The organism is Lacibacter sp. H375 (assembly GCF_037892425.1).
Lineage (GTDB): Bacteria > Bacteroidota > Bacteroidia > Chitinophagales > Chitinophagaceae > Lacibacter.
The window spans coordinates 2,169,424-2,193,826 of record NZ_JBBKTT010000001.1 but is presented as its reverse complement, the minus strand read 5'-3'; the positions used below and the strand labels follow the sequence as shown (position 1 = coordinate 2,193,826).

Genomic DNA, 24,403 nt, shown 5'->3' with positions numbered 1-24,403 from the left:
TTTTGTATTGGCTAAAGGCACTTCAACGCTGCTTTTATCAGTTCCTGAACCTCGGTAAACTCCGTACTGTTTTGCCGGGCTTTTTTGATGGCTGACTCTGCTGCATTTCGGGCTATGCCTAAAGCGGTCATAGCAGTTAACGCATCAAGCTCTAAACTATTGTGATTCAGCGTAGAAATATTCGCTTCCACGGGGCTCTTGGCTAATTTATCCCGCAGTTCCAAAACAATGCGCTGAGCAGTCTTTTTTCCGATGCCTTTTACGCTTTCTAAAAGTCCTTCATTACCGGAAAGAATAGCCCTCACTACTTCATCGGCCTGGAGCGAAGACAGCATCATGCGGGCTGTGGATGCTCCAACCCCACTCACGCTAAGGAGGTGCAAAAAAACGTCTTTTTCATGCCTGTCGTAGAAGCCGTACAGAATATGGGCGTCTTCTCTCACAAGCAAGTGAGTGAATAAAGTGCCTTCATTCAACGATTGAATTTTGGAATAAGTGTTCAGGCTCACTTGTACTTCATAGCCAACACCATGAACATCAATGTGAACAACAGTTGGGGTTTTGAGGGTAAACGCTCCTTTGAGGTATGCAAACATGAAACGAAAATAGAGTTTTTTGGAAAGGGTTGTCAACCTTGGTAAGATAAAGATTGATTTCGCTTTACCTGCCGAAGGTCGCCGGCCGTTCACCCTTTCTGTTCCCAAACAACTGCTTGCCAACCAAGTCTTATATTTGCACCCTGTTAAGCGGGCCTATGCCCGCATCTCCTTAAATACAAACCATAAATGAGCAAAAAAATCACTGCGGCGATTACAGCTGTTGCCGGCTGGGTTCCTGAAGACCGGCTTACCAATTTTGATTTAGAGAAAATGGTTGATACCAACGACGAATGGATCCGCACCCGTACCGGCATTTCTGAACGCCGGATTTTGAAAGGCGAAGGACTTGCTACTTCCGATATGATCGTTCCTGCTGTACTAGACCTTTGCAAAAAGCGTGGCATTGACCCCTCAGAAATCGATTGTATGATCGTGGGTACAGTTACTCCTGATATGGTATTCCCTTCAACTGCTAATGTGGTATGCGATAAGATTGGCGCTGTAAATGCATGGGGCTTTGATTTGAGTGCAGCTTGCAGCGGATTTCTTTTCTCACTTACTACCGGCGCCTCATATATCGAAAGCGGCCGTTATAAGAAAGTTGTTGTTGTGGGTGCAGATAAGATGAGTGCTATAATTGATTATACAGACCGTAACACCTGTGTAATATTTGGTGATGGTGCAGCTTGTGTGTTGCTTGAACCAAATGAAGATGGTTACGGTGTACTGGATAGTATTTTAAAAAGTGATGGTGCAGGCAGAAATTTTCTGAACATGAAAGCTGGCGGCAGTCTTCGTCCGGCAACGATGGAAACTGTTGCCAACCGTGAACACTTTGCTTACCAGGAAGGAAAAACCGTGTTTAAGTTTGCCGTAAAAGGCATGGCCGATGTTAGTGCAGATTTGTTGGAGCGTAATAATTTAACAGGCGATGACATTGCATGGCTGGTGCCACACCAAGCCAACCTGCGTATTATTGATGCTACTGCAGAACGAATGGGTTTGGCAAAAGAAAAAGTGATGATCAATATTCAAAAATTTGGCAACACCACTGCCGGCACTATTCCTCTCTGTTTGTGGGAGTGGGAAAGTCAATTAAAGAAAGGTGATAATATTGTGCTTGCTGCATTTGGCGGTGGTTTTACATGGGGTGCTACGTGGATCAAGTGGGCGTACGATGGCAAATAATACAAGAACTGAAAACATATTAGAAGCGGTTGTGAAAGCAACCGCTTTTTTGTTTGTGCCTATTAATTCTATCAATTAAAACTCCAATTTCCATACCTGCCTTTGATAAGCATCACTACTACCGGCAACATAAATACTACCATTAGCTGAAATAATAATTGGCGCTGTTATGGGTTGATCCAAAACACCGATTGACCAAATATTCGTAAGCGGATCATAGATATCGAACTTGTTTTTTGCTTTGCCATTCGCTACAAAAAACACAGCTTTACCATTTAACGAACCAGAACTAAATGCTGAAAAAGAATTAGGTTGAAACAAACAGGAAAACGAAATTGCATTTGAAAACGCATCAAGCATCTCAACTTCGTTTGATGTGTTTCCTGAAACCATACCTCCCGCCCAAATCAAATTTCTTGCAAGTAACCCAGACATACCATACTTAGGCTTACTTAGTTGAGAAACAGACCATGAATCAGTAACCGGATCATAAATATCAATTCTTGAAGTTGGCGTTAGTGTTGATTTATTGGTAACACCTCCGGCAAAATAAAATTTACCTTTTACATTGGTTGCAGTAATTAAATAGCGTGGCTGGCCGAAGTTTATTGTTTTCCATGTTCTACTTCGGGTATCATATATATCAGCAAAATTACCTCCAACTATTACTAGTTTATTTCCTGAAGCTAACGAAGACAATAAGCCATCTGCATGAGGCATTTCCATGGTAGCCCAAGTGCCTGCTGCTGCATCGTAAATATCAACACGTGATGTTAATCCGACGCTACCGGATGGAAGCATGCCAGTGCCTCCTGCAAAAAAAACTTTAGTCCCCATAGTAGCAACCGTCATACCTGATCTTGCCTGGCTTAAATTTTCTCTACTCCATGAATTTGTGGTTATATCATAAATATCAACTGATGAAGAAAAGCTAGGTCCCGGACCAGAAGGAACAGATGAGCCGCCAGCAAAAATTATTTTATTACCAACTGCAGCTACTACACTTATTTTTCTGGGATCATTCAACGTTCCAATTGGAATAAGACGGGCGTTGATCAACGGCCTGTTGCTGTACACAGTATTCACAACAATCGTATCATCATCAAACGCACCATCATTATCAGCAACTCTTAATCGAAATCCATACGAACCCGGCACGAGACCGGTAACGGTTGTGGTTGATGCAGCAGGATTAGTGATTGATGCAGTAGAGCTTTCTGCAAATACTACAGACCATTGATAGGATACTATCGTTCCATCCGGGTCTCTCGATAATTTTCCATCTAATGTAATTGAAGATGGTTCCATACTGCAGGTTTGCAGATTATAAGTGATTGTGAAATCATTGCCTGCTTCTGAGATGGGAGATTTATTTGGTGAGATGTTTACAGTCACTTGAATCGTATCTGTAGAAAATAATCCGTCAGCATCAGTAACCGTTAACTCAAACTGGTAAACGCCATTGGTAAGATCTAATGCTTCCGCTTTAATTGCAACAGGATCTGAAAAAACAGAATTCGGCGGACCGGCAATTTTTCTCCAGGCGTAGCCAATAATATTATTGTCAGGATCAGTTGAACCACTTCCATCAAGCAATGTCTTATTTACAGGCAATGTAATGGTTTGATCTTGTCCTGCTCTTGCAACAGGAGGTCTGTTAGGTGCTGTCGCACTGTCAACAAGAATTTTCACAGTGTCTTTGGCAAACAGTCCTTCATTATCCACCACTTTCAATTCAAAACTATATACACCGGGAACTAATTTATTTACGAGGGTTTTACTTGCTGTTGTGTCTTTTATTGAAAACGAAGACGGGCCTGCAATTTTTTTCCATAACCATTCTGTTATTCTACCATCAGGATCAGTAGAAGCACTTCCATCGAGCAAGGTACTGTCGTTTGGCAATTTGATCGTTTTATCAGAGCCGGCTTTAGCGATTGGCGGCTGATTCTCTCCTTTGCAATTTTCGCAGGAATATTCCGGCTTGCAGGCAACCGGCAATACCAAAACCCACATAATTACAATGATTGAGAAAAAGAACCCGCCCTTCATCGAATAAACATACAATTTTAAGAGCAAGGAAGCAAGTGCACACCGAGGCGGTCAAATCATTATCTTTCTTTAAAATTAAGTTTTAGATTAGCAGATCCCGGAAACGTTGTTACCAAAAAGTCAGTTGCTGAAAACCACTGAGCTAAATTTAGATTTGAACCTGCATACAAAAACAGATCAATAATATTGAACAATTTGCTGTTTACAATAATGCCAACTTTATCCCTCTTTTCTTTGGCCCAATGACAAAAGACCTAGTAGGATTGATTGCTTTTAAACATGCCGATCACCTTTTATGGCAATTCGGGGCAAAAGTATCTTTGTATCATACTAATTAATCTATGCTCATACAGGACTATATAGCAACCTGGGCTTTCAATTTTCAGGCAATCAAAACAATACTTGCTGAAGCTTTGTCGGATGTCCTGGTTTTAATTGAACACATCGGCAGCACAGCTGTTCCCGGCCTTGCAGCAAAACCAATTATAGATATTGACATCATTTTCGAAAATAATACCGATTTTAATACAATCAAAAACAGGTTAGAAAGTATCGGTTATTATCACAACGGCAACCAAGGCATAATGAACAGAGATGTTTTTAAACGAGCTAACGAATCAACCAAGCATACTGTATTAGACAGCGTTACACACCACCTTTACGTTTGCCCGGCTCACAGCGAAGAATTAAAACGACATCTTCTATTCAGAAATTATTTGCGTACGAATGAAGATGCAAGAAACGAGTACCAGCAACTGAAGTTGAGCCTTGCACAAGAGGTCGATCACAATCAAAAACTCTATGCACAGTTGAAAGAAGAAAAAGCACGACCATTTATTGAACAGGATTGAACAGGTTCTTACAAAAGCTGCCTTGTAGTATAAACCTTAGTTTGCTCAGAAGTTCATCAAACTCTTGTGCGATACCAATGTATAAAATCGGTTGCAGGAATTTCTGTAACCCCCAACTCCCGCATCATCGTCACTAATTGACCACGATGGTAAGTGCCATGATTAAACAAATGATGAGTGATCTGCCAAACTGCTGAACGAAATGATTCGCCTTTCATGTTCTTATAATAAAACTCCCGCTGCAGATTTTCATCTGTGGTGGTGCTGACAAACCGTTCCCATTCTCCTGCTTGTTGCAACAAACCGTTTATCGCTTCTTTCATTGTTGGATTGAATTGTTTGCTGGGTATCACCATTTGCTGATGCCCTTCCATGCGTTGCCACCAAATACTTTCCGCATCCCACAGATGAAGAACAGTTGCATACAAATTCGGGAAACTGCTTTTAACGATCTGCTGATGCAGATGCTCATCCATTTTAAGGATCGCATCTGTAAGCGTTTGATAAGCCCAACGGTTATATGCAGCATAAGCTGATAGTAATTCTTTCATATCAGTATTGATTTTACTCCTCAAATTAATGAATATATCATCTGCATGTCAAATCGCAAAGCACAGATTACGTACATTTATCCACGCATACACAATATAGAGGCATATGGAATTTTCAACACGCATTATACACGAAGACAATATTAAAGATGGAAGCGGAGCTGTCATGTCGCCAATTATTTTGTCAACCACATTCGAACGTGGAGAAGATGGCATCAGTTACCCAGGTGGTTTCTTTTATTCAAGGTATGACAACCCTAACCGCCATTCGCTGGAACAGAAACTGGCGAAGATGGAGAATGCTGCAGCGTGTGTAAGTTTCGCATCGGGGCTTGCAGCAGCGACAAACGTATTTCAGAGTTTGAAAACAGGTGATCATATTATTTTGCCAGATGATACCTATTTCTCAATCCGAACTATTCTTGATGCAATGTTTGGAGGCTTCGGTTTATCCTACACGCTGGTGGATATGACTGATCATGCAGCTATTGAGCAAGCGATAAAACCAAGCACGAAACTTATCTGGATGGAATCACCATCAAACCCTTCATTGAAAATAACAGATATTGCCGTTGTTGTTGCCATTGCAAAAAAACATAATTGCTTTACTGTTGCCGATAATACATGGGCTACTCCATTTTATACAAGACCAACTGATCTTGGCGTTGACATTTCTTTACATTCCACTACAAAATATTTAGGCGGACATAGTGATATTCTTGGCGGTGCGTTGATCTTTAAAGAAACAAATGAACGCTATGAACGCATCCGTGCATTTCAGAAACTTGGCGGTGCAGTTCCATCGCCTTACGATTGCTGGTTACTGTGCAGAAGTCTGACAACTTTTGTTGCACGTATGCCTATTCATTCGAACAATGCAATGCAACTGGCACAATACTTAGAAGTACATCCAAAAATTGAACGTGTGTTGTACCCAGGTCTTCCATCACATCCTCAACATGCCGTTGCAGCAAAGCAAATGCAGAATGGTTTTGGTGGTATGCTTTCAATTCTTGTAAAAGGTGATCGTTCAGCAGCGTTGAAACTAGCAGATAAATTACAACTGTTTACCCATGCAACAAGTCTGGGTGGTGTAGAAAGTTTAATTGAGCACCGCAAATCAATTGAAGGTGATCTTTCACCGACATCTGATAACTTACTGCGTATTTCTGTTGGCATTGAAGATGTGAAGGATCTGATCAATGATTTTGAACAGGCTTTAAATTCTTTATCATAATCGACTGGCGGTTATAAACCGTGCAAACGAAACACAAAACCAAAACATCTCAAATGAAAAAAATGTTCTTTCTCTGCATTGCAGTATTAATGCTGCAATCGGCAAGTGCACAAACAACTGACAAACGCTTAGCTGGTCTTGACACATTTATCAATCGTATTTTAAAAGAATGGAGTGCTGCAGGTGTAACTGTTGCTGTGGTTGAAAAGAACAAAGTGATCCTTGCAAAAGGTTTTGGTTATAAAGATTACGAAAACAAAGTACCCGTTACTGAAAACACATTATTCGCCATTGGTAGCTGTACAAAAGCATTCACATCCTCACTTCTTGCATTCCCGATGAAAGATGGAAAGCTTGATCTTGATAAACCAGTGACGCAATACCTCCCTGAGTTGCGTTTTATCGATGATGAGTTAAACAACAACGTTACTGCAAGAGATATGATGAGTCATCGTACAGGTTTACCACGGCATGATCTTGCATGGTATGGTTCAAGTACAAAGAGAGATAGTTTGGTCTACATCATTCGCTATTTTGAAAAAACTGCGCCGCTGCGCAGAGCATGGCAATACAACAACTTTATGTTCGTAACCCAAGGTGTATTGGCAGAAAAATTAAGTGGAAAGAGTTGGGATGCATTGGTAAGAGAACACCTCTTTACACCGCTGAACATGATGTCCTCAAATACATCAATGAATGATCACGTAAAAGCACCCGATTATTCATTTGGTTACAATGAGAAAGATGGAGTAGTGACAAGAATGAAATTCATGAACATTGATGGCATTGGTCCTGCCGGCGCAATCAACTCCAATGCAAAAGATATGGCGAATTGGGTAATGATGTGGGTGAACGGCGGAAAGTTCAATGGAAAAGAAATTTTACCTGCAGCTTATTATAACCAGGCCATCAGTTCTCAAATGGTGATTGGTGCAGGTTTACCAAGTAAAGAACAACCTGATGTATTCTTCAGCAATTATGGTTTTGCATGGTTTCTTGCAAACTATCGTGGTCATTATCGTGTTGATCATGGTGGTAATATTGATGGTTTCAGCAGCAGCACATCCTTCTACCCAACCGATAGCATTGGCATTTTTGTTTCAGTTAATCAAAACGGATCTCCGATCCCGGGTATTATCCGCAATACGATTGCTGATCGTTTATTAGGTTTAAAATACAAAGACTGGCATCGTACGCAAAAAGTGGCTGCAGATAAAGCAAAAGCCGCTGCAAAAGAAAAACTGAAAGCAGACAGCACGCAACGCAAAATGGGCACAAGACCTACACATGCTATCACAGATTATACAGGCACTTTTACGAATGAAGGTTATGGCAGCTTAACAATTGAGCAGCAAAAAGATTCACTTGTTGCGAAATTCAATGCCTTAACATTTAAGGTGAAGCATTATCATTACAACTATTTTAATTTTATTCCGGTTGCTGATGGTGCTGATGCCGATGAAGATGATGCACTGAAGGGGCAATTCAATATTAATATAAAAGGTGAGATTGAATCGCTTTCGTTACCATTGCAAACTGGTGTAAAGGAAATTGAATTTAGAAAGAAAGTAGAAACAATTGACGTAAGCAAAGCAGACCTGGAGAAGTATGTTGGCGAATATGAATTACCCGGGCCAACGATTGTGAAAGCATATCTCAAAGGTGACAAAACGTTGATGGTGTTGGTACCCGGTCAACCAGATTATGAAATGATCCCTGTAAAAAAAGATCTGTTCAATTTTAAAGCTATCAGCGGGTTCAGTGTTAGGTTTGAAAAGAATGATGCAGGTGAAGTAACAGCATTATATTTCATTCAACCGAACGGAACATTTAAAGCAACCAGAAAAAAATAACAACCCTTTAATTGTATCATTAAACCGGATAATGCAACTGCATCCGGTTTTTTTTATTCATGCAATCATCCGAGTGACCTTATTGTTTTGGATTCCTGCTACAGCTGGGTTATTTTAGCATTCACCCGGCTCATTCTTTAAAACTGGCACATGAACAAAATTCTAAAAAGGATCGTTATCAGCACCACGCTGAGAAAAAAACAAAAAGAAGGAGGGCAGGATTTCAGCAAGTTTCAATTGGCCTCCGGTTATCGTGAACTAAAGATCAACACATTCAGGCAAATGAAAGATGCTATGCTGATCATAGCTGGTATTTTTTCTGCAGCATTTGGCTTCAAAGGTTTTTTGTTAACCAATCAGTTTATTGATGGAGGTGCCACAGGTATTTCATTGCTGATATCAGCACTAACCCAGGTTCCACTATATATTTTACTCATTGCAGTAAACATTCCATTTATCATTCTTGCTTACATTGTGATGAACAGGAATTTTGCCATTAAGACAGCCATGGCCATTTCAGGACTTGCACTGGTGGTTGCAACTGTTCATTTCCCAAACGTAACTAACGATAATATATTGGTTGCGGGTTTCGGGGGATTCTTTTTAGGTGCAGGCATTGGCTTGTCAATAAGAGGTGGTGCTGTTATTGACGGTACTGAAGTATTGGCGATTTTTCTCAGCAGAAAACTTGGTACAACCATTGGCGATATTATTATCCTCATTAATGTGCTCATCTTTTCTACTGCAGCTTATTTCCTTTCGATTGATATTGCGATGTACTCACTCGTTACTTATCTCGCTGCATCCAAAACACTTGATTTTATTGTAGAAGGTATTGAAGAATATACAGGCGTAAGCATCATCTCATCGCATAATGACGAAATAAGGGAGATGATCATTAATATGCTTGGCCGGGGTGTAACTGTTTACAATGGCAAACGTGGCTTTGGCAAAAAAGGTGAAACAAGAGATATTGATATTATTTACACTGTTGTTACTCGATTGGAATTAAATAAGCTCAATACCGAAATTCAGAAAATCGACCCTTTTGCTTTTGTAGTGATGAGTAGTGTTAAAGATACTAAAGGTGGTATGATCAAAAAAAGGCCATTGAAACATTGATGAAGGCTTTACTCAACAATCAATTCTTACATTTGTTTTCTAATTTTTTATAATAGTCATGCCGATCATTATCCGCCGAGCAGTAAAAGAAGATTGTCCACGTTTATTAGAACTCGTGAACGAGCTAGCGCTTTATGAAAAAGCGCCGGAAGAAGTAACCGTTACGTTAGAACATTTTGTTGACAGCGGTTTTGGACCCAATCCTGTTTGGTGGGCATTTGTAGCAGAAGAAAATGATCTTGTGCTTGGCTTTGCGTTGTACTATATCCGCTACTCTACATGGAAAGGTCAACGCATGTATTTAGAAGATATTCTTGTAACCGAACAGGCAAGAGGAAAAGGCATTGGCAAATTATTATTCGATCAACTCATTGTTGAAGCAAAAGAGAAAAAGTTCAGCGGCATTGTGTGGCAAGTATTGGAATGGAATGAGCCTGCGATTAATTTCTATAAAAAGTATAACAGCAACTTTGATCCGGAGTGGATCAATTGCAGCATACCCGTTTAGCCAAAGAAAGAGGCCGCAACAAGTTGCGGCCTCTTTCTTTTATCGTACATCGTACTTCTTACCTCGTACATTGACTTAATTCACTCCTTCCACAACCATTTCCTTATTGATCTTTTGCACCAAGCCTTGTAATACTTTACCCGGACCAACTTCTGTAAACTTACTTGCACCATCGGCGATCATTGATTGCACGCTTTGTGTCCAACGTACAGCACCAGTCAATTGATCAATTAAATTTTGTTTGATCTCATCTTTATCCAGCACAGCTTTTGCAACTACGTTTTGGTAAATGGCGCATTGCGGTGTATAAAAATTGGTGCTTTCAATTTTTGCTTTTAATTCTTCACGTGCAGGCTCCATCAGCGGGCTATGAAACGCACCACCAACCGGTAATACCAATGCACGTTTTGCACCGGCTGCTTTCATTCGTTCACAGGCAATGTCAATTCCTTTTAATGAACCGCTAATCACTAACTGTCCGGGACAGTTGTAATTCGCTGGCACAACAACTTCTCCTGTTTCTTCCTGCACTTGCTTACACACTTCTTCTACTTTTTCGTCAGCCAACGCAAGCACTGCAGCCATGGTTGAGGGGTTCAACTCACAGGCTTTCTGCATAGCAGTTGCACGAACGCTCACCAATTGTAACGCATCTTCAAAACTCAATACACCGTTCGCTACTAATGCACTGAACTCACCTAATGAATGTCCTGCAACCATATCCGGCTTTGCTGATTCAATGGTTTTATAAGCAATCGCTGAATGCAAAAAAACAGCTGGCTGTGTTACGTTCGTTTGCTTCAGATCTTCATCTGTTCCATTGAACATGATATCAGAAATACGGAAACCTAAAATTTCATTGGCTAATTCAAACAATCTTTGGGCCGATACTCCCGCATCATACAAATTCTTTCCCATTCCACTAAACTGAGAACCCTGGCCCGGAAATACAAACGCATGCTTCATATAAATAATTTAATGGCCAAAAATAAAGAAGTCTGTTGCAATAATTACAACAGACTTCCACTATCAAAAAAAGAAAATTAATTGAACTTACCTGAGATCAGTTTCAGGAACTCACTTCTTGTTGCCTGTTTTTGAAATTCGCCTGAAAAAGCAGAAGTTGTCGTAACAGAGTTCTGCTTCTGCACACCACGCATCATCATACATAAATGTTGCGCTTCAACTACCACGGCCACGCCCATTGGATTCAACGATTCTTTAATTGCTTCAAGTATCTGTGTGGTCAATCGCTCCTGCACCTGCAAACGGCGGCTATATACATCCACCACTCTTGCGAGTTTGCTCAACCCAGTAATATAGCCATTCGGGATATAAGCAATATGTGCCTTCCCAAAGAAGGGCAACATATGATGTTCGCACATGCTGTACAACTCAATATCTTTTACAATCACCATCTCACTCACCTCTTCATGAAATTTGGCGCTTTCAAGAATTGCTTTTGCATCCATTTGGTAGCCCTGTGTCATGTACTGCATTGCTTTCGCAACACGTTCCGGTGTTTTTAGTAACCCTTCCCTTTCAGGATCTTCACCTAATAGATCCAAAGCATTCCTGTAGCTTTCTATCAATCCTGAAGTAACCTTTTCTTCGTATTGTTCTGTCTTTTTATAAGCCATGATTCAATTTGAAAATTTGAAAATCTGAAAATCTGAAGTTGAATACTCTTCTTCTATTTTCACTTAACATTTATATATGATCAATTATGCCGGATATTCTACAAAATTTCTTGGTGTTTCGTACAAACGAATCTGCAATTCCTTGTCTTCATCAATAAGTGGTCGCAACAAATCATAAATTACGACTGCTATGTTCTCTGCTGTTGGATTCAGGTTTTTAAATTCAACAGTATCGAGGTTCAGATTTTTATGATCGAAACGTTCAATAATTTCATTTCTTATCAAGTCACTCAATACTTTCAGATCCATCACATAACCGGTGTCTTTATCTGGCACACCTGTAATTTTCACTACAAGTTCGTAGTTATGGCCATGAAAAGAAGGATTGTTGCATTTGCCAAACACTGAATCGTTCCGTTCGTTTGTCCATTCCGGATTGTATAAACGATGGGCAGCGTTAAAATGTTCGTGACGAAAGACGGATACTTTTTTTTGCATGACGGAAAACCTGATTACATTTTACCTGCCATGAACTTTCATAAAAGCACCTTGCAGGCGAGTGAAGAACTATAACAAGGTACGCCGCAAAAGGTTTATTCTCCAAAATATTCAACGTAAATGCGGGGCGTTTCGTAGAGTTTAATACAGTGGAGCAATACTTCAGCAGGCAGGTGTGGGTGCAGTTGTTGCCAGATGGCTTTTGCCAGGTTTTCGGTAGAACACATTTTTCCCTGCATGAAATCTACATCCATGTTAAGGTTTTTGTGATCGAGTTTTTCAAGCACATGAATTTTAATAAGCTCACTAAGTTTCTTTACATCAAACAAAAAACCTGTGTCTTCATTTACCTGGCCTTTAATAGTAACAAACAGATCATAGTTATGCCCATGCCAGTTCTCGTTGGCACATTTACCAAACATGGCTTCATTTTTCTCCTGGCTCCAATTAGGATTGTAGAGTTTATGCGCCGCATTAAAATGTTCTAATCTTGTTAAGTAAACCATTACCGAACCCTTCAAATTGTTGGGCGGCAAAGGTAATAAGAATGCTGCATTTTGATGTTATTCCCTCATTTGTTTTATTCTTCCCGAAATTTGCTGCATGAATTGTTTAGTTGTTTCAGCCACCGTATTGGAAATCAAGCCCTTTATTCAACATTGCCGCACCACCAACAAGCTGGACTATATCGATTTACAGCTCGATTTTCTTGTTACCGGAGTTGGCTCCATCAATACTACCTATGCGTTGATGAAGCATTTACAAGTAAAAAAGCCCGATATCGTTATCATGGCCGGTATTTCAGGAGCGTTTGACCGATCATTGAATTTGGGCGATGTAATTGCAGTAAAGCAAGAAGCCTTAGCCGATTTAGGTGTGCAGGAAAAAGATGGGTATAAAGATGTGTTTGATCTGAAACTGCTGGCTGCAAATGAATTTCCTTTCAAACAGAAAAGATTGGTGAACCCGTTTACAGTGTTGATGGAACGAACAAAACTGCCGTTGGTTGGAAGTGTTACGGTGAATCAAATTACATCTGCCAAAAAAACAGCTGAACTTTATCAAACAAAATACAAAGCAAAGATCGAGAACATGGAAGGTGCTGCACTCCATCTCGTTTGTATGAAAGAAAATATTCCGTTTGTGCAGATCAGAAGTATTTCAAATTATGTGGGCGAACGCAACAAACAGAAGTGGAAGTTGAAAGAAGCGGTGCAAAATTTGAACAAAGAATTGATACGATTGGTTGAAAGTTTATAAAAAGTAATTCATGACCACTTATACACTTGGCTTTTCGCCCTGTCCCAACGACACGTTTATCTTTGATGCGTTGGTGAATGGAAAAATTGATACGGAAGGATTATCGTTCGATGTGCAGTTGGAAGATGTGCAAACGTTGAATGAATGGGCAAAGCAAGGCAAACTTGATTTTTCAAAGATCAGCTACGGTGTTTATCCACTTATTCGTCATCAGTATAATTTATTAAAAAGCGGCGGTGCATTGGGCAAAGGTGTAGGACCTCTTTTAATTACGAAACACGAAGTACCAAGTACGAAGATTGAAGAGCTTCAGCAATTGGTGAATGATTCAACCATTGCAATACCCGGCACAAATACCACAGCTCATTTTCTGTTTTCACAAGCATTTCCCAATGCAAAACAAAAACAGTTCATGGTGTTTCATGAAATTGAAGAAGCTGTTTTGAGTGGTAGAGTTGATATGGGTGTGATCATTCATGAAAACCGTTTCACTTATCAGCAGAAAGGATTGCATAAACTGACGGATCTTGGTGAATATTGGGAAACAACAACCGGCTATCCTATCCCCTTAGGTGGTATTGTAGCACATCCACGAATTGATGCTCATCTGCAAAATAAAGTTGATCGATTGATCCGTAAAAGTTTGGAGTATGCTTTCAGCAATTATCCGCTCATAACAGATTACGTAAAACAACATTCACAGGAGATGAGTGAAGAGGTGATGCGCCAGCACATTGATCTGTATGTAAATAATTACTCGCTTGATTTGGGTGAAGATGGTATGCAGGCAGTTGAGCAAATGCTGCAAACGGCCACACAACATTCATGATCTATTTCTTCAAAGCTTTACTGTAAACCTCCAGGCAACGTTTACGTGCAAGTTCATGCTGTACGATCGGTTTAACATAATCAAAACCTTCAAACTCAGGTACCCACTTTCGTATATACTCCAGTTTAGGATCGAATTTTTGTGTTTGCAAATACGGATTGAAGATGCGGAAATAAGGAGCTGCATCGCAACCACTTCCTGCGGCCCATTGCCAACCACCGTTGTTGGCAGCCATATCAAAGTCCAATAACTTTTTTGCGAAATAAGCTTCACCCCATCGCCAATCGAGTAGTAAATGCTTGGTGAGAAATGATGCAACGATCATCCTTACACGATTATGCATGAAACCGGTAGCGTTGAGTTCACGCATCCCTGCATCAACAATAGGATAACCTGTTTGCCCATCGCACCACTTCTGAAAATCTTTTTCATCGTGACGCCATTCAATAAAATCATACTCTTTCTTGAATGACTTACCTTCTCCCACTTGTGGAAAATGCCAAAGGATCATATGATAGAAATCACGCCAGATCAGTTCATTTAGAAACCCTTCGCTTAATTCTTTTGTTTCTCTTGCAAGTTCACGAATGCTGATTGTTCCAAAACGTAAATGCACACTCAACCTGCTCGTTCCATCGATAGCAGGAAAATCTCTTTGCTCTTTATATTTTTTAATGATTTCTTTTCTTGTTTCTGCAGATGGAAATGGCAAGTCAACTGCTAAAAAACCCATTTGTTTTAATGAAGGAATGGTTACTGGCGTTTGTTTGAAAAAGTTAGTTGCATATTTCTCTACAGGATAACTCTTCAAATAAAAGTCATTGAGTTTTGCTTTCCATTTGCGGCTGTAAGGAGTAAAGACAGTATAGGGTTTGCCGTCATCTTTTAGCACTTCATTTTTTTCAAAAATCACCTGGTCTTTGAATGTATGAAACGAAACATCTGCATTATTTAATTGATGCTGAACAACAGCATCTCTTTTTTGAGCATACGGCTCATAATCGTGATTGGTGAATACTTTATTGATTGAATATTTCTCCAGCAACTTTTGAAAGATCTCTGCAGGAAAACCATAATACACATCCATGCTGCTGCCCATGCTTTGCAATTGCTGTTGCATATCAGAAATAACATGATGAATAAACTCAACACGTCGGTCGTTTTTATCCTCCAGCTGATCAAGGATAGATTTATCGAAAACAAATACAGGTACCACAGGCAAGCCGTCTTTTAATGCATGATACAAAGCTGCATTATCATGTAACCGAAGATCCCTCCTGAACCAGCAGATATTCACTTTCTGTTTTGCCATGTCTGTATAACGATTGCGCCCGCAGAATGTTTACGGGAATAAAGGAGAAATGAATCGATTGAAAATAGTTGCTGATTGCTGAAATTGGTAGGTTCTATCGCCCCATAGTTTTACCCATCGCAAACCGTACATAGCATTCGTAAGAAAAATTTCATCGGCGGTTGCAATTTCATCGGGCAAATAAGCACCTTCTTTTACCTGGAATCCTGCTTTACGAAGTTGTTCAAGCAGGTGACGACGCATCACACCATTGATACACCCTTCTTCTAGTTGTGGAGTATAAATGATACCATTTTTACTGAAAAAAACATTAGCTATAGTAGCATCGCATACCCGGCCATGCTGGTTGAGCACCAAACATTCATTTAGCTTTTCAGCTTTTGCATATTGTGCAGCCAACGCATACAGCAGGTAGTTATTAGTTTTAAGATTGGAAAAGATATCGCATGATTTTCTTCCGCCTTCAAACAAACCAATGTCCAATCCATTTTCATTCATGCTAAATTCCTTTTTCTCCAGTGGCCAACATTGTACTAAAAAATGAAACGGAGAAGTTGGTCGTTCCCAAATCCCCCCCTCACCTTTAAAAAATGTAATCCGCACTCTCGCAGCATCCAAGCAGCTATTTCGTTTTGCCACACGAAAAATCTCTTCCTTCAACTCTGCTTCGTTAAAATGCGGAGGTAATTCAAAATACAATTCAGGCAACGATTCAATCAGGCGTTTCCAATGCAAATCCCATAAAGGCATCTCTGCTTTGTGTAAACGAATCGTCTCAAACAATCCTTCTCCATAACGAAAGGAACGGTTATCGGGATGAATCCGCAAATCACCATCGGCAAAAATCTTCTTATCAAGACTATAATAAAGTGACATACACGGCGAAAGTAGAATAAAAAAAGAGGCGACACTTTTCAGTGTCGCCTGTGCGGTTGGTTTTGGTTGAAAATATCTTATCCTTCGATAATATTATGTTTTACAGCATAGAGAATCAATCCGGCTGTAGATCTTGCGCCAATTTTTGATTTGAGTTTATCACGAATGGCTTCTACCGTACGTGGACTCAGATCAACGATATCAGCAATTTCCTTCGTGCTCTTTTCTTCACACATCAAACGTAGGATATTGATTTCCTTATCGTTCAATTTCACATCATGGCCCATCATGGCATCTCCCTGACGTTTCATTTTCAGACCGTCAATCAATGCTTTGTTGGTAAGTGTGTTGAAGAAATATTCCTGTTCATGACAGGTCTTGATCGCTTCATAGATCACTTCACTATCTGAATTCTTAGTGAGATACGAGTTTGCCCCAAGCTCCATCAAACGTGTGATCATGGTATGCTCATCGTGCATCGTGAGCATAATGATCTTAATATCAGGATACAACTTTTTTACTTCGGGGAGAGTGGCAATGCCATCCATAATAGGCATTTGCACGTCGAGCAATATAACGTCTGGCTGAATAGACTTAAGCATATTCAACAGATGCATGCCGTTATCGGCTTCAAAGATCACCTGAATATCCTTTTTCATGCCCAATGCGGTTTTAACGCCGGCACGGTACAGCACGTGATCGTCTGTGATAGCTACTTTAATTAAGTCAGTTGTTGAGTCGGCTGGTTTTACGGTTTTCATTGTGTACATAGGATATACGTTAAAAGACAGAATACATGTTCAGAGTGCAAATTGAAACTTTTTTTGGTCATTTTTACAGGTAGTAGTACCTGACTTTAGATTTGTGGTTTTTACGGTATTACTCGATCAATCGATTTCGCATTCCGTAAACAATGAGCCCAGCAATTGTTTTGGCTCCTACCCTGTTTTTCATGTTCTGCCTGATCGTTTCAATCGTACGTGGACTGAGAAAAACAATCTTCGATATCTCTTCTGTAGTTTTATCTTCTGACAACAATTTTAATATCTGTAATTCCTTTTCGGAGAATTTGGTTGAGTTAGGATAAAACTGTTTTACAGTTTTTTTGTAGTTCAGTTTCAGTAACACAGCCTGATTAACGAGCTCATTAAAATAAAAATCCTCGTTCATGCAAGTGAGGATAGCATCGTAAATTTCATTGGGATCGGTTGTTTTAGTAAGATATGCATTAGCCCCCATCTCCATCATTTTGCTCACCATTTGCTGATCATCATACATGCTAAGTACAACAATTTTCACCTCTTCATATTCCTTACGGATCAGCTGTAAGGCATTAATGCCATCTAGCTCAGGCATCCGGATGTCCATTAAAAGTATGTCAGGTTTTTTGATTGTAAGCTTATGCATCATGTCTTTGCCATCTTCAGCTTCCCAAATTAATTTGAGGTGGGGTCTGCCGCCAAGAGCCATTTTAATACCATCACGAAAAATTTTATGATCGTCGGCTATGGCGAACTTAATGTTAGAATCGACAGACATGGGATATTGTGGTTTTTGAGGTTTCTGCAAAATACTCCAGAGTTTTCATACTTCAAAGAATACTATATTCAAAAATGGGTTTAAACATCGAAATTTTCAATTAAGATACGCAAAAGGAAGTAGTGAATTTGCTTTCCCGTTGGTATTCTCCACTAAATAAGAACGGTTACTAGTACGCTTGCACGCTAATTTAAGAGAATGTACATTTGTTTCAGATATACGAATTTGCATTGCCAAAATCAGTTATTCGTTGTTTGTTCCGTATTATAAGGCGAGCCCCTTTTTTAAAATCCGCAAATTGTTCGACTACTAAGTGTTTTCACTTATACACATTTTTTTCACACCGTACTACTACTTGCGCTTTCCACTCTTTTAAATCACGTTAATTTCCCATTTTTTAAATAGTAATTTTACGCAAAAACTATCGTAATATTGCGTCAGTCTATTTACTTATTTTCTGAATTATCAGATATAAATCATTGATTTAATTTATTTTATGAAACTTTCTACTAGTTATTCACATAGAAGGCACTTGCATAGACGTTCAAATTTTGAAAATTTAGAGTCTTAAACTTCACTTCTTAAACCTACAACTATGCAAAAAGAATTACTTCAAAAACCACAAGTAGAAACCATCGGACGCCACATCGGATTCGAGGCTGGCGAGGAAATGGCTAAACGTTTTTTCGACAAACACCCTGAACAGCATTATGCAAACACAATGGGAAGAGAAATGATCGAAAAGATCCTTGCTCAGCCTGGTTGTGCAGGTATCACAATTGTTCCTGGTTACAACGATCAAGGTATCCGTCAAGCTATTTTGGTTGGTGTTGACAGCAACATGAACCCAATCTTAAATTACGATGTTGTAAAAGTTACCGGCGAATTGGAATCTGAGGAAGGATTGGTGAGTGATCAAACTTTTAAAACAGCTGGCTGGTAATTTATAGTGAGTTTAAACAAGTCTTTAAACTTCATTATATTTGACTCCAAAACTGGTATTTGGAGTTTTTAGAAACTATAGCAAGACTTTCTTTATTACTACCCTGTTTTCTCTTTTTTCTTCGTAAGCGAAGCCAAAGCAGAGAAAATTGGGTAGTTTTTTTATTCGTTATATTCTCCATTTTACAACAGGCTACTTTTGTCATTGGCGCAAAAACCAATCATCCTGAAGTTGTTCAATTAATCAGTTTTTTTAATCCTTTAACCTACCTACTTTTTATTTATTTCTTTTTCCAACAAGTATTGATTGGACCCATGAATAAAAAGCTGACGTTGATTTGTACGATTGCTTACGCTGCGTTTCAGTTCATTCCTTTCGTTTTTGAAACAACATCGACAATCACTTCCATTGTCACAACCGTCAATACAGTCTTCATTCTCCTTTTTTGTTTGTTGTATTTTTTTGAACAAATACGTTTCCCAAAAACGATGTTCATCTATACTCAAAGTTCGTTTTGGTCAATTGTAGGATTTCTGGTGTTTACCGCAGGTACATTTTTTATATTTTGGTATAACAACATCATTAAGCAGTCGGAAGTTTTTGAAAACCAGTATATCATTATACATGCTTTGATTTTTATCATCAGGAATTTGTTATTTTCAATTGCCTTTGTCATAAAACAGGATAAGCAGCCTTTAACAGACAGTCAGTTATCCCTAACCTAAACGAAACACTAACCAAAACCACTGCCACTACAAATGTTTTTTTTACAAGCCACAAATTCGACCAACGTAACCTATGTTGTGTACTTCGGTACATTCGGGATGTTGTTGCTGGCTATCGGCTTAATTGTATTTATTGTTTTTCATCAGCGTAAAGTGATCTATTTCCAATTACGTATGAAAAAAATGCAGGAAGAGCAACAACAGATGATGCTGCAAGCCTCTATACAAAGCCAGGAAGAAGAACGACAACGAATTGCCGCTGATCTGCACGATGATGCTGGCCCGCTTTTAGCTACAGTTCGCTTATATCTTAATGAAAATCTTATTCACCAAGATCAGGGAACACAGCTACAGAGTATCTACAATGCAAAACAAATCATTGATGATACCATTCAATTGATCAGGAATATGTCGCATAGCCTTATTCCCCCCACATTGAAAAATTTTGGGTTGGAGAGTGCAGTAAATGACATGTTTCAAAAGATCAACGGAAGCGGATCAATCAGCGCAAGTGCGAGGTTTCATGACTATAAAAGGCGTTTGAAGCTTGAATACGAATTATCCATCTTTCGTGTATTGCAGGAACTGGTGAATAATACGATCAAACACAGCCATTCAAGTTTTATTCATCTTACTCAAAATAAGACGGATCAATATATTTATATCCGTATGCATCACGATGGAGAAGGATTAACACAGACAGAATATGAAAAACTGAGAGATACCCCACAGGGTATGGGTTTGAAAAACATCTATAGCCGTGTTAAGATATTGAATTCAAAAATTCTATTTGAAAAAGACCCATCAAACACATACTTTAAAGTAACCATTGAGATTCCGATTGAGGCGATGTTATAACAACTGAAAACACTAACTTTACAACCCTTGATCTTATGAACCAAATTAAAGTTGCAATAGCAGACGACCACCAGATTTTTCGAAAAGGAGTAATCCTTTCTTTAAGATCGTACACAAATATCAGATTCGTCCTTGAGGCTGAAAATGGCGAAGAACTCTTAGCTGGTTTGGCGGAAGCTCAGCCAGATGTAATTCTAATGGATTTACGTATGCCAGGGAAAGATGGTATTGAAACAACCAAGGCTGTTAATAAGCTTTATCCCAACATCCATGTCTTGGTTCTAACCATGTATGAAGATGAGCGTTTTGTAACTCATCTTATGGAAAATGGTGCAAATGGATATCTCTTAAAAAGTTCTGATCCTTCCGAAATAAAAAAGGCTATTCTTGAAGTATTTACCAAAGGATATTACCTTAATAACTTTGTGAACAGGATCCTTCTCAAAAAATCTCATAACAAGGTTAAATCCATTCCAACACTTAATAGCGAAATTCAGATTTCGGATAAAGAAAAACAGGTTATCCGCCTGTTATGTATGGAATATACAGCACAGGAAATAGCCAAAGAAATGGAGATCAGCGCAAGAACGGTTGAAGCAATTAAAGACCGTTTAATGGAACGCTTTGGAGTGAAGAATTCTGTTGGGCTTGTTTTCTTTGCAATGAAAAATTCACTGATTGATTAAGCGACGAGCATTGACCGTATATGTTCCTGCAAAAGTGATTTCTGAAAAAACTCTTCAATATACTTCGACAGTTTAGGGTTCACTTTACTAAGTATTTCTAAATCTTTTATACCGAAGTCGTAAGCTTTTTTTACCGCCTCGCCGTTGTCTCCAAGCTCAATGATCATATTCTCATCGCCATTTTTTCGATCATCTTCGAGATCCTTGAAATCATCGAGTAGTAAAACGGGCCTTGCTAAAGAATACCAGATTGGCAAAAACGACCTTACCCATTCATCAGAAACATCAAGATCAACCAATGTAAAAAGAAAACTGTCTGACCTTGCAAGTGCTTTATGCTTGGTCTCAAATTCAAAATAAGAAGTTTCCTTTCCTGAAAATAAAGAAAAGAGATCTGCCGCAAGATGTTGCTGCTTTACTTTCCCGTGCAACAAAACTTTACACTCTGTAAGAAATTCTGAAAATGAAATTTCATTGCTTTCGTAACGGCCCACTTTATCGAAACCTTGCTCCATTAATGTTACATGATCGTCTTGCAGCAAAACATCGGTTGAAACGCCGCATTTATGTACAAGATCAAACATGAACGGGATTGCCTGAAAGCCAAAACCAAATGAAATATAGATACGTTTGTTTTTCCAGTAAGCATTATCAGCTGGTACTTTTCGTTCGTTGGCAAAATAGTGAGCAATCTCACTATTTATTCCCATCTCTGATTCTAATTTTCGGGCTGTTATTACCATTCGGCTTAGGTTTAACGGTATCGGTCGTTAATTTAAGATTTTCTCTGTTAAGTACTGCGGAAACGGAATCGGAAATAACCCGAAGAAGATCAGGGCGACTCAGATAAAAATTATAGCTCCGCATAAATTCATTCTTCGTAACTCCGTGAATCTCGAATATTTTTAAGAAGTATGAAGCATTTGCATCTTTAATTTTCAATGATGTGTCTTTAAATGACCTTTCAGTAGACAATGCATCTGCCAGTATTACATCAGTTAGTATCTTTTGAAATTTCTCCGGACCAAGAATATTTGCTGGCGGCTTTTTGGTTTCAGAACAGGCTACGATACCAAATAAACAAAGAAGTAACAGTATTTCTCTCATCGAAGTTCCTGTTTATATTTATTCGAATTGGTAACATCTAATCGGCTTAATATATCAACCACTTTTGTTTTCTCCTGCGGGGGTGCTTTTTTAAAAAGATTGATCAATTCATCAGCCTTCCCTAGCATAAAAAATTGCACGATCATTAAGTTTGGCGTTTCCCTGTTCAGGTTATCTAGATATACCAACGAGTTCATCACTTCTGTTCTTGCGCCTGCTTCGTTTTCGTATAAATAATCCATGCCCTTTCTGTAGTAATTGTAATACACATCATGGATTACAGTATAACGGTTATTGATCAGGTTTTCAGTAAGCCAATACCTGTTTCGATTATTATTTTCAAACGATTTCCATCCTGAAATCTTACTGGCATCAGGAGCATTGTTTACAATGTTAAGTGCTTTTTGAAAATAAGGATTACCACCACGCAATGAGAACGATTCATAATCAAATCCAACAATGATGTAAGCATAATAAGCCATAACAGCTGTTAGATTTGAAACCAATGGATCAGAGCCTGATATACGATTTTCATTAAACTCCATCGGTTGCGACTCTATGTATTTAAAATCGAAGTTGGGATCTTTAAAGTTAATGATAGGAGATACATATGAACTTGAATAAACCGGACGTGCAGCCTGGATGGTTATACTTGCCGAAAAAACATTTGGCTCCCCCATCCCCTCAAGATTAATGAGTATCTGGCAATTGATCTTTTCATTCTGTTTGAAATTATCTGCAGACCATCGACGGTTGTTTAAAAATGTTGTGAGAGACGCTTCAAGCGTACGAAATATCTTTCTGTCGATCGTTGTAGGGATTTGATTATCTACCACACGAACTCTTGCATTCAGCTCCTGCGCATTACTGAACCATGATAAAAAGCAAAATAGAAAAAGGAATAAGCTTTTATGCATGCATCATTTTTTTTATGGTGTCCACAATATCCTTTGCAACTTCTTTCTTTGTCTTTACAGTAAACGAATATTCCTTTTGGTTCTTGTCGAATATGGTGATTTTATTTGTATCACCACCAAACCCGGCACCTGCGTCGTTCAGTGAGTTCAGCACGATCATATCTGCATTCTTTGAGCTTAGCTTTCCTATAGCATATTCCTTTTCATTAGTTGTTTCAAGAGCAAAGCCCACCAAATACTGATCAGGCTTTTTCATATCGCCCAAAGATGCAAGTATGTCCTTTGTCTTTTTCAATTCAATCTGCATGTTGCCCTCGTTCTTCTTTATCTTTTCAGCTGCAATTTGTACAGGAGTATAATCAGCAACTGCCGCAGACATGATTGCCAGCTGAGAATCGGGGAAATGCTCTATACTTTTTTGATACATCTCTTCCGCATTATTTACCCGTATTAGGTTGATAGAAGTACTTGTTATTTGTTGAGATGATGGCCCCAAGACCAAAACCACATTTGCACCACGCATTGCCAGTTCTTCTGCTATTGCAATACCCATTTTCCCACTTGAATGATTGCCAATAAATCTTACCGGATCAATTGCTTCGTAAGTTGGGCCAGCTGTTACCAAAACTTTATGGTCTTTAAATTCAGAGCCGGTCAAAAAAAAACCTTCTACTGTGTGCATGATACTTTCAGGCTCGGCCATTCGCCCCTCGCCAACAAGCCCGCTTGCAAGCTCCCCAGCTTCAACAGGGATGAGATGATTGCCATAAGACTGAAGTGTGCTGATATTCCTTTTTGTTGCCGGGTGTTTCCACATGTCTTCGTCCATAGCCGGGGCAATCATCACCTGACATGTTGCTGAAAGATAAACCGCCAGTAAAAGATTATCGCACATTCCATTTGCCATTTTAGCCAACGTGTTGCAGCTTAATGGAGCAATTAACATCAGATCGGCCCAGCGTCCAAGTTCAACATGGTTAGCCCAACTGTTCTCGTCAAACAGATCGACAAGTACATTGTTCTTTGATAGTGTTGATAGCACAAGTGGCGATACAAAATCTTTTGCAGAAGGAGTGAGTATTACTTTTACTTCAGCACCTTCCTTAACCAGCAAACGCACCAGCAAAATGGATTTATAGGCAGCAATACTGCCCGTAATTCCTAAAACAATTTTCTTTCCCTGTAGCTTCATCTGAAAATGAAAATAGAGTAAAATATTCAATAAAAAAACAGGAATGGCGGTCATGCATTG

Annotated in this window: 27 protein-coding genes; 12 read left to right on the top strand and 15 right to left on the bottom strand. The window is 39.2% G+C overall.

What is annotated here, in order from left to right; genetic code table 11:
• Positions 1-11 precede the first annotated feature (11 nt).
• On the bottom strand, positions 12-596 hold the full coding sequence (gene ruvA / locus WG954_RS09610) for a Holliday junction branch migration protein RuvA (protein WP_340435881.1): 585 nt from the start codon (positions 594-596) through the stop codon (positions 12-14).
• Positions 597-785: 189 nt separating this feature from the next.
• On the opposite strand from ruvA, the gene WG954_RS09605 reads away from it, so the two are divergent.
• A complete protein-coding gene (locus WG954_RS09605) occupies positions 786-1,787 on the top strand; it encodes a beta-ketoacyl-ACP synthase III (protein ID WP_340435879.1) in 1,002 nt (333 codons plus the stop codon).
• Positions 1,788-1,862: 75 nt separating this feature from the next.
• Here the strand turns inward: WG954_RS09605 and WG954_RS09600 are convergent, their stop codons facing one another.
• The gene (locus WG954_RS09600; RefSeq protein WP_340435877.1) at positions 1,863-3,803 is read right to left on the bottom strand and encodes a Kelch repeat-containing protein; all 1,941 of its coding nucleotides are present in this window, start codon (positions 3,801-3,803) and stop codon (positions 1,863-1,865) included.
• A 377-nt stretch (positions 3,804-4,180) separates the two neighbouring features.
• Here WG954_RS09600 and WG954_RS09595 point away from each other — a divergent pair, with 377 nt between their 5' ends.
• A complete protein-coding gene (locus WG954_RS09595; RefSeq protein WP_340435876.1) occupies positions 4,181-4,690 on the top strand; it encodes a GrpB family protein in 510 nt (169 codons plus the stop codon).
• 56 nt (positions 4,691-4,746) lie between these two features.
• On the opposite strand, the gene WG954_RS09590 is transcribed toward WG954_RS09595, so the two are convergent.
• The gene (locus tag WG954_RS09590) at positions 4,747-5,241 is read right to left on the bottom strand and encodes a DinB family protein (protein WP_340435875.1); all 495 of its coding nucleotides are present in this window, start codon (positions 5,239-5,241) and stop codon (positions 4,747-4,749) included.
• A 106-nt stretch (positions 5,242-5,347) separates the two neighbouring features.
• On the opposite strand from WG954_RS09590, the gene WG954_RS09585 reads away from it, so the two are divergent.
• From WG954_RS09585 to WG954_RS09570, 4 genes are all read left to right on the top strand, one after another.
• The gene (locus WG954_RS09585) at positions 5,348-6,478 is read left to right on the top strand and encodes a trans-sulfuration enzyme family protein (protein ID WP_340435873.1); all 1,131 of its coding nucleotides are present in this window, start codon (positions 5,348-5,350) and stop codon (positions 6,476-6,478) included.
• A 53-nt stretch (positions 6,479-6,531) separates the two neighbouring features.
• Positions 6,532-8,331: a serine hydrolase gene (locus WG954_RS09580; protein ID WP_340435871.1), complete on the top strand. Its 1,800-nt coding sequence runs from the start codon at positions 6,532-6,534 to the stop codon at positions 8,329-8,331.
• Between the two features lie 150 nt (positions 8,332-8,481).
• Entirely contained in the window at positions 8,482-9,453 is a 972-nt protein-coding gene (locus tag WG954_RS09575) for a YitT family protein (protein ID WP_340435869.1), read from the top strand.
• A gap of 58 nt (positions 9,454-9,511) precedes the next feature.
• Positions 9,512-9,961 (top strand): GNAT family N-acetyltransferase, encoded by a 450-nt coding sequence (locus tag WG954_RS09570; RefSeq protein WP_340435867.1) that lies wholly within the window; start codon positions 9,512-9,514, stop codon positions 9,959-9,961.
• Between the two features lie 75 nt (positions 9,962-10,036).
• On the opposite strand, the gene fabD is transcribed toward WG954_RS09570, so the two are convergent.
• From fabD to WG954_RS09550, 4 genes are all read right to left on the bottom strand, one after another.
• On the bottom strand, positions 10,037-10,927 hold the full coding sequence (fabD, locus tag WG954_RS09565; RefSeq protein ID WP_340429012.1) for an ACP S-malonyltransferase: 891 nt from the start codon (positions 10,925-10,927) through the stop codon (positions 10,037-10,039).
• Positions 10,928-11,004: 77 nt separating this feature from the next.
• Positions 11,005-11,601: a GTP cyclohydrolase I FolE gene (gene folE / locus WG954_RS09560; RefSeq protein WP_340435864.1), complete on the bottom strand. Its 597-nt coding sequence runs from the start codon at positions 11,599-11,601 to the stop codon at positions 11,005-11,007.
• 84 nt (positions 11,602-11,685) lie between these two features.
• Complete coding sequence (locus WG954_RS09555; RefSeq protein ID WP_340435862.1) at positions 11,686-12,099, bottom strand: 6-pyruvoyl trahydropterin synthase family protein; 414 nt, start codon at positions 12,097-12,099, stop codon at positions 11,686-11,688.
• A 95-nt stretch (positions 12,100-12,194) separates the two neighbouring features.
• Positions 12,195-12,605, bottom strand: a complete 411-nt coding sequence (locus WG954_RS09550) for a 6-pyruvoyl trahydropterin synthase family protein (RefSeq protein ID WP_340435861.1) — start codon at positions 12,603-12,605, stop codon at positions 12,195-12,197.
• A gap of 97 nt (positions 12,606-12,702) precedes the next feature.
• Between WG954_RS09550 and mqnB the strand changes: the two genes are divergently transcribed.
• Together mqnB and WG954_RS09540 are read left to right on the top strand one after the other, a co-directional pair.
• The gene (mqnB, locus tag WG954_RS09545; protein ID WP_340435859.1) at positions 12,703-13,359 is read left to right on the top strand and encodes a futalosine hydrolase; all 657 of its coding nucleotides are present in this window, start codon (positions 12,703-12,705) and stop codon (positions 13,357-13,359) included.
• Between the two features lie 10 nt (positions 13,360-13,369).
• On the top strand, positions 13,370-14,188 hold the full coding sequence (locus tag WG954_RS09540; protein WP_340435858.1) for a 1,4-dihydroxy-6-naphtoate synthase: 819 nt from the start codon (positions 13,370-13,372) through the stop codon (positions 14,186-14,188).
• A 1-nt stretch (position 14,189) separates the two neighbouring features.
• Here WG954_RS09540 and WG954_RS09535 read toward each other — a convergent pair whose 3' ends face one another.
• The 4 genes from WG954_RS09535 to WG954_RS09520 form a co-directional block, all read right to left on the bottom strand.
• A complete protein-coding gene (locus WG954_RS09535) occupies positions 14,190-15,500 on the bottom strand; it encodes a cryptochrome/photolyase family protein (protein WP_340435856.1) in 1,311 nt (436 codons plus the stop codon).
• 30 nt (positions 15,501-15,530) lie between these two features.
• Entirely contained in the window at positions 15,531-16,376 is an 846-nt protein-coding gene (locus WG954_RS09530; RefSeq protein WP_340435855.1) for an aminotransferase class IV, read from the bottom strand.
• Between the two features lie 77 nt (positions 16,377-16,453).
• Positions 16,454-17,146, bottom strand: a complete 693-nt coding sequence (locus tag WG954_RS09525; RefSeq protein ID WP_340435853.1) for a response regulator — start codon at positions 17,144-17,146, stop codon at positions 16,454-16,456.
• Between the two features lie 109 nt (positions 17,147-17,255).
• Positions 17,256-17,915 (bottom strand): response regulator transcription factor, encoded by a 660-nt coding sequence (locus WG954_RS09520; RefSeq protein ID WP_182804379.1) that lies wholly within the window; start codon positions 17,913-17,915, stop codon positions 17,256-17,258.
• A 595-nt stretch (positions 17,916-18,510) separates the two neighbouring features.
• On the opposite strand from WG954_RS09520, the gene WG954_RS09515 reads away from it, so the two are divergent.
• The 4 genes from WG954_RS09515 to WG954_RS09500 are packed head-to-tail and all read left to right on the top strand — an operon-like array spanning position 18,511 to position 21,127.
• Complete coding sequence (locus WG954_RS09515; protein ID WP_340435851.1) at positions 18,511-18,858, top strand: hypothetical protein; 348 nt, start codon at positions 18,511-18,513, stop codon at positions 18,856-18,858.
• 59 nt (positions 18,859-18,917) lie between these two features.
• Entirely contained in the window at positions 18,918-19,583 is a 666-nt protein-coding gene (locus tag WG954_RS09510; RefSeq protein ID WP_340435849.1) for a hypothetical protein, read from the top strand.
• 33 nt (positions 19,584-19,616) lie between these two features.
• A complete protein-coding gene (locus tag WG954_RS09505; RefSeq protein ID WP_182804373.1) occupies positions 19,617-20,441 on the top strand; it encodes a sensor histidine kinase in 825 nt (274 codons plus the stop codon).
• A 35-nt stretch (positions 20,442-20,476) separates the two neighbouring features.
• The gene (locus WG954_RS09500) at positions 20,477-21,127 is read left to right on the top strand and encodes a response regulator transcription factor (RefSeq protein ID WP_340435845.1); all 651 of its coding nucleotides are present in this window, start codon (positions 20,477-20,479) and stop codon (positions 21,125-21,127) included.
• Here the strand turns inward: WG954_RS09500 and WG954_RS09495 are convergent.
• The 4 genes from WG954_RS09495 to coaBC are packed head-to-tail and all read right to left on the bottom strand — an operon-like array spanning position 21,124 to position 24,397.
• Positions 21,124-21,837, bottom strand: coding sequence for a hypothetical protein (locus tag WG954_RS09495; RefSeq protein ID WP_340435843.1), 714 nt, complete (start codon positions 21,835-21,837; stop codon positions 21,124-21,126). The genes WG954_RS09500 and WG954_RS09495 overlap by 4 nt on opposite strands.
• Positions 21,824-22,234: a DUF4296 domain-containing protein gene (locus WG954_RS09490; RefSeq protein WP_340435842.1), complete on the bottom strand. Its 411-nt coding sequence runs from the start codon at positions 22,232-22,234 to the stop codon at positions 21,824-21,826. The genes WG954_RS09495 and WG954_RS09490 overlap by 14 nt, the downstream gene beginning before the upstream one ends.
• Complete coding sequence (porD, locus tag WG954_RS09485) at positions 22,231-23,151, bottom strand: type IX secretion system protein PorD (protein WP_340435840.1); 921 nt, start codon at positions 23,149-23,151, stop codon at positions 22,231-22,233. Before porD ends, WG954_RS09490 begins: the two co-directional genes overlap by 4 nt.
• Entirely contained in the window at positions 23,144-24,397 is a 1,254-nt protein-coding gene (gene coaBC / locus WG954_RS09480) for a bifunctional phosphopantothenoylcysteine decarboxylase/phosphopantothenate--cysteine ligase CoaBC (protein WP_340435837.1), read from the bottom strand. Before coaBC ends, porD begins: the two co-directional genes overlap by 8 nt.
• Between the last annotated feature and the right edge of the window lie 6 nt (positions 24,398-24,403).

Coding starts and splice junctions, on each gene's coding strand:
- WG954_RS09555 (WP_340435862.1), bottom strand. CDS start 12,099: ATGCAAAAAAAAGTATCCGTCTTTCGTCACGAACATTTTAACGCTGCC.
- WG954_RS09515 (WP_340435851.1), top strand. CDS start 18,511: ATGCAAAAAGAATTACTTCAAAAACCACAAGTAGAAACCATCGGACGC.
- WG954_RS09520 (WP_182804379.1), bottom strand. CDS start 17,915: ATGTCTGTCGATTCTAACATTAAGTTCGCCATAGCCGACGATCATAAA.
- WG954_RS09530 (WP_340435855.1), bottom strand. CDS start 16,376: ATGTCACTTTATTATAGTCTTGATAAGAAGATTTTTGCCGATGGTGAT.
- WG954_RS09605 (WP_340435879.1), top strand. CDS start 786: ATGAGCAAAAAAATCACTGCGGCGATTACAGCTGTTGCCGGCTGGGTT.
- WG954_RS09585 (WP_340435873.1), top strand. CDS start 5,348: ATGGAATTTTCAACACGCATTATACACGAAGACAATATTAAAGATGGA.
- WG954_RS09500 (WP_340435845.1), top strand. CDS start 20,477: ATGAACCAAATTAAAGTTGCAATAGCAGACGACCACCAGATTTTTCGA.
- WG954_RS09490 (WP_340435842.1), bottom strand. CDS start 22,234: ATGAGAGAAATACTGTTACTTCTTTGTTTATTTGGTATCGTAGCCTGT.
- WG954_RS09525 (WP_340435853.1), bottom strand. CDS start 17,146: ATGTACACAATGAAAACCGTAAAACCAGCCGACTCAACAACTGACTTA.
- WG954_RS09590 (WP_340435875.1), bottom strand. CDS start 5,241: ATGAAAGAATTACTATCAGCTTATGCTGCATATAACCGTTGGGCTTAT.
- WG954_RS09550 (WP_340435861.1), bottom strand. CDS start 12,605: ATGGTTTACTTAACAAGATTAGAACATTTTAATGCGGCGCATAAACTC.
- ruvA (WP_340435881.1), bottom strand. CDS start 596: ATGTTTGCATACCTCAAAGGAGCGTTTACCCTCAAAACCCCAACTGTT.
- fabD (WP_340429012.1), bottom strand. CDS start 10,927: ATGAAGCATGCGTTTGTATTTCCGGGCCAGGGTTCTCAGTTTAGTGGA.
- WG954_RS09540 (WP_340435858.1), top strand. CDS start 13,370: ATGACCACTTATACACTTGGCTTTTCGCCCTGTCCCAACGACACGTTT.
- folE (WP_340435864.1), bottom strand. CDS start 11,601: ATGGCTTATAAAAAGACAGAACAATACGAAGAAAAGGTTACTTCAGGA.
- coaBC (WP_340435837.1), bottom strand. CDS start 24,397: ATGACCGCCATTCCTGTTTTTTTATTGAATATTTTACTCTATTTTCAT.
- WG954_RS09575 (WP_340435869.1), top strand. CDS start 8,482: ATGAACAAAATTCTAAAAAGGATCGTTATCAGCACCACGCTGAGAAAA.
- porD (WP_340435840.1), bottom strand. CDS start 23,151: ATGCATAAAAGCTTATTCCTTTTTCTATTTTGCTTTTTATCATGGTTC.
- WG954_RS09495 (WP_340435843.1), bottom strand. CDS start 21,837: ATGGGAATAAATAGTGAGATTGCTCACTATTTTGCCAACGAACGAAAA.
- WG954_RS09580 (WP_340435871.1), top strand. CDS start 6,532: ATGAAAAAAATGTTCTTTCTCTGCATTGCAGTATTAATGCTGCAATCG.
- WG954_RS09595 (WP_340435876.1), top strand. CDS start 4,181: ATGCTCATACAGGACTATATAGCAACCTGGGCTTTCAATTTTCAGGCA.
- WG954_RS09570 (WP_340435867.1), top strand. CDS start 9,512: ATGCCGATCATTATCCGCCGAGCAGTAAAAGAAGATTGTCCACGTTTA.
- WG954_RS09600 (WP_340435877.1), bottom strand. CDS start 3,803: ATGTGGGTTTTGGTATTGCCGGTTGCCTGCAAGCCGGAATATTCCTGC.
- mqnB (WP_340435859.1), top strand. CDS start 12,703: ATGAATTGTTTAGTTGTTTCAGCCACCGTATTGGAAATCAAGCCCTTT.
- WG954_RS09535 (WP_340435856.1), bottom strand. CDS start 15,500: ATGGCAAAACAGAAAGTGAATATCTGCTGGTTCAGGAGGGATCTTCGG.
- WG954_RS09505 (WP_182804373.1), top strand. CDS start 19,617: ATGTTTTTTTTACAAGCCACAAATTCGACCAACGTAACCTATGTTGTG.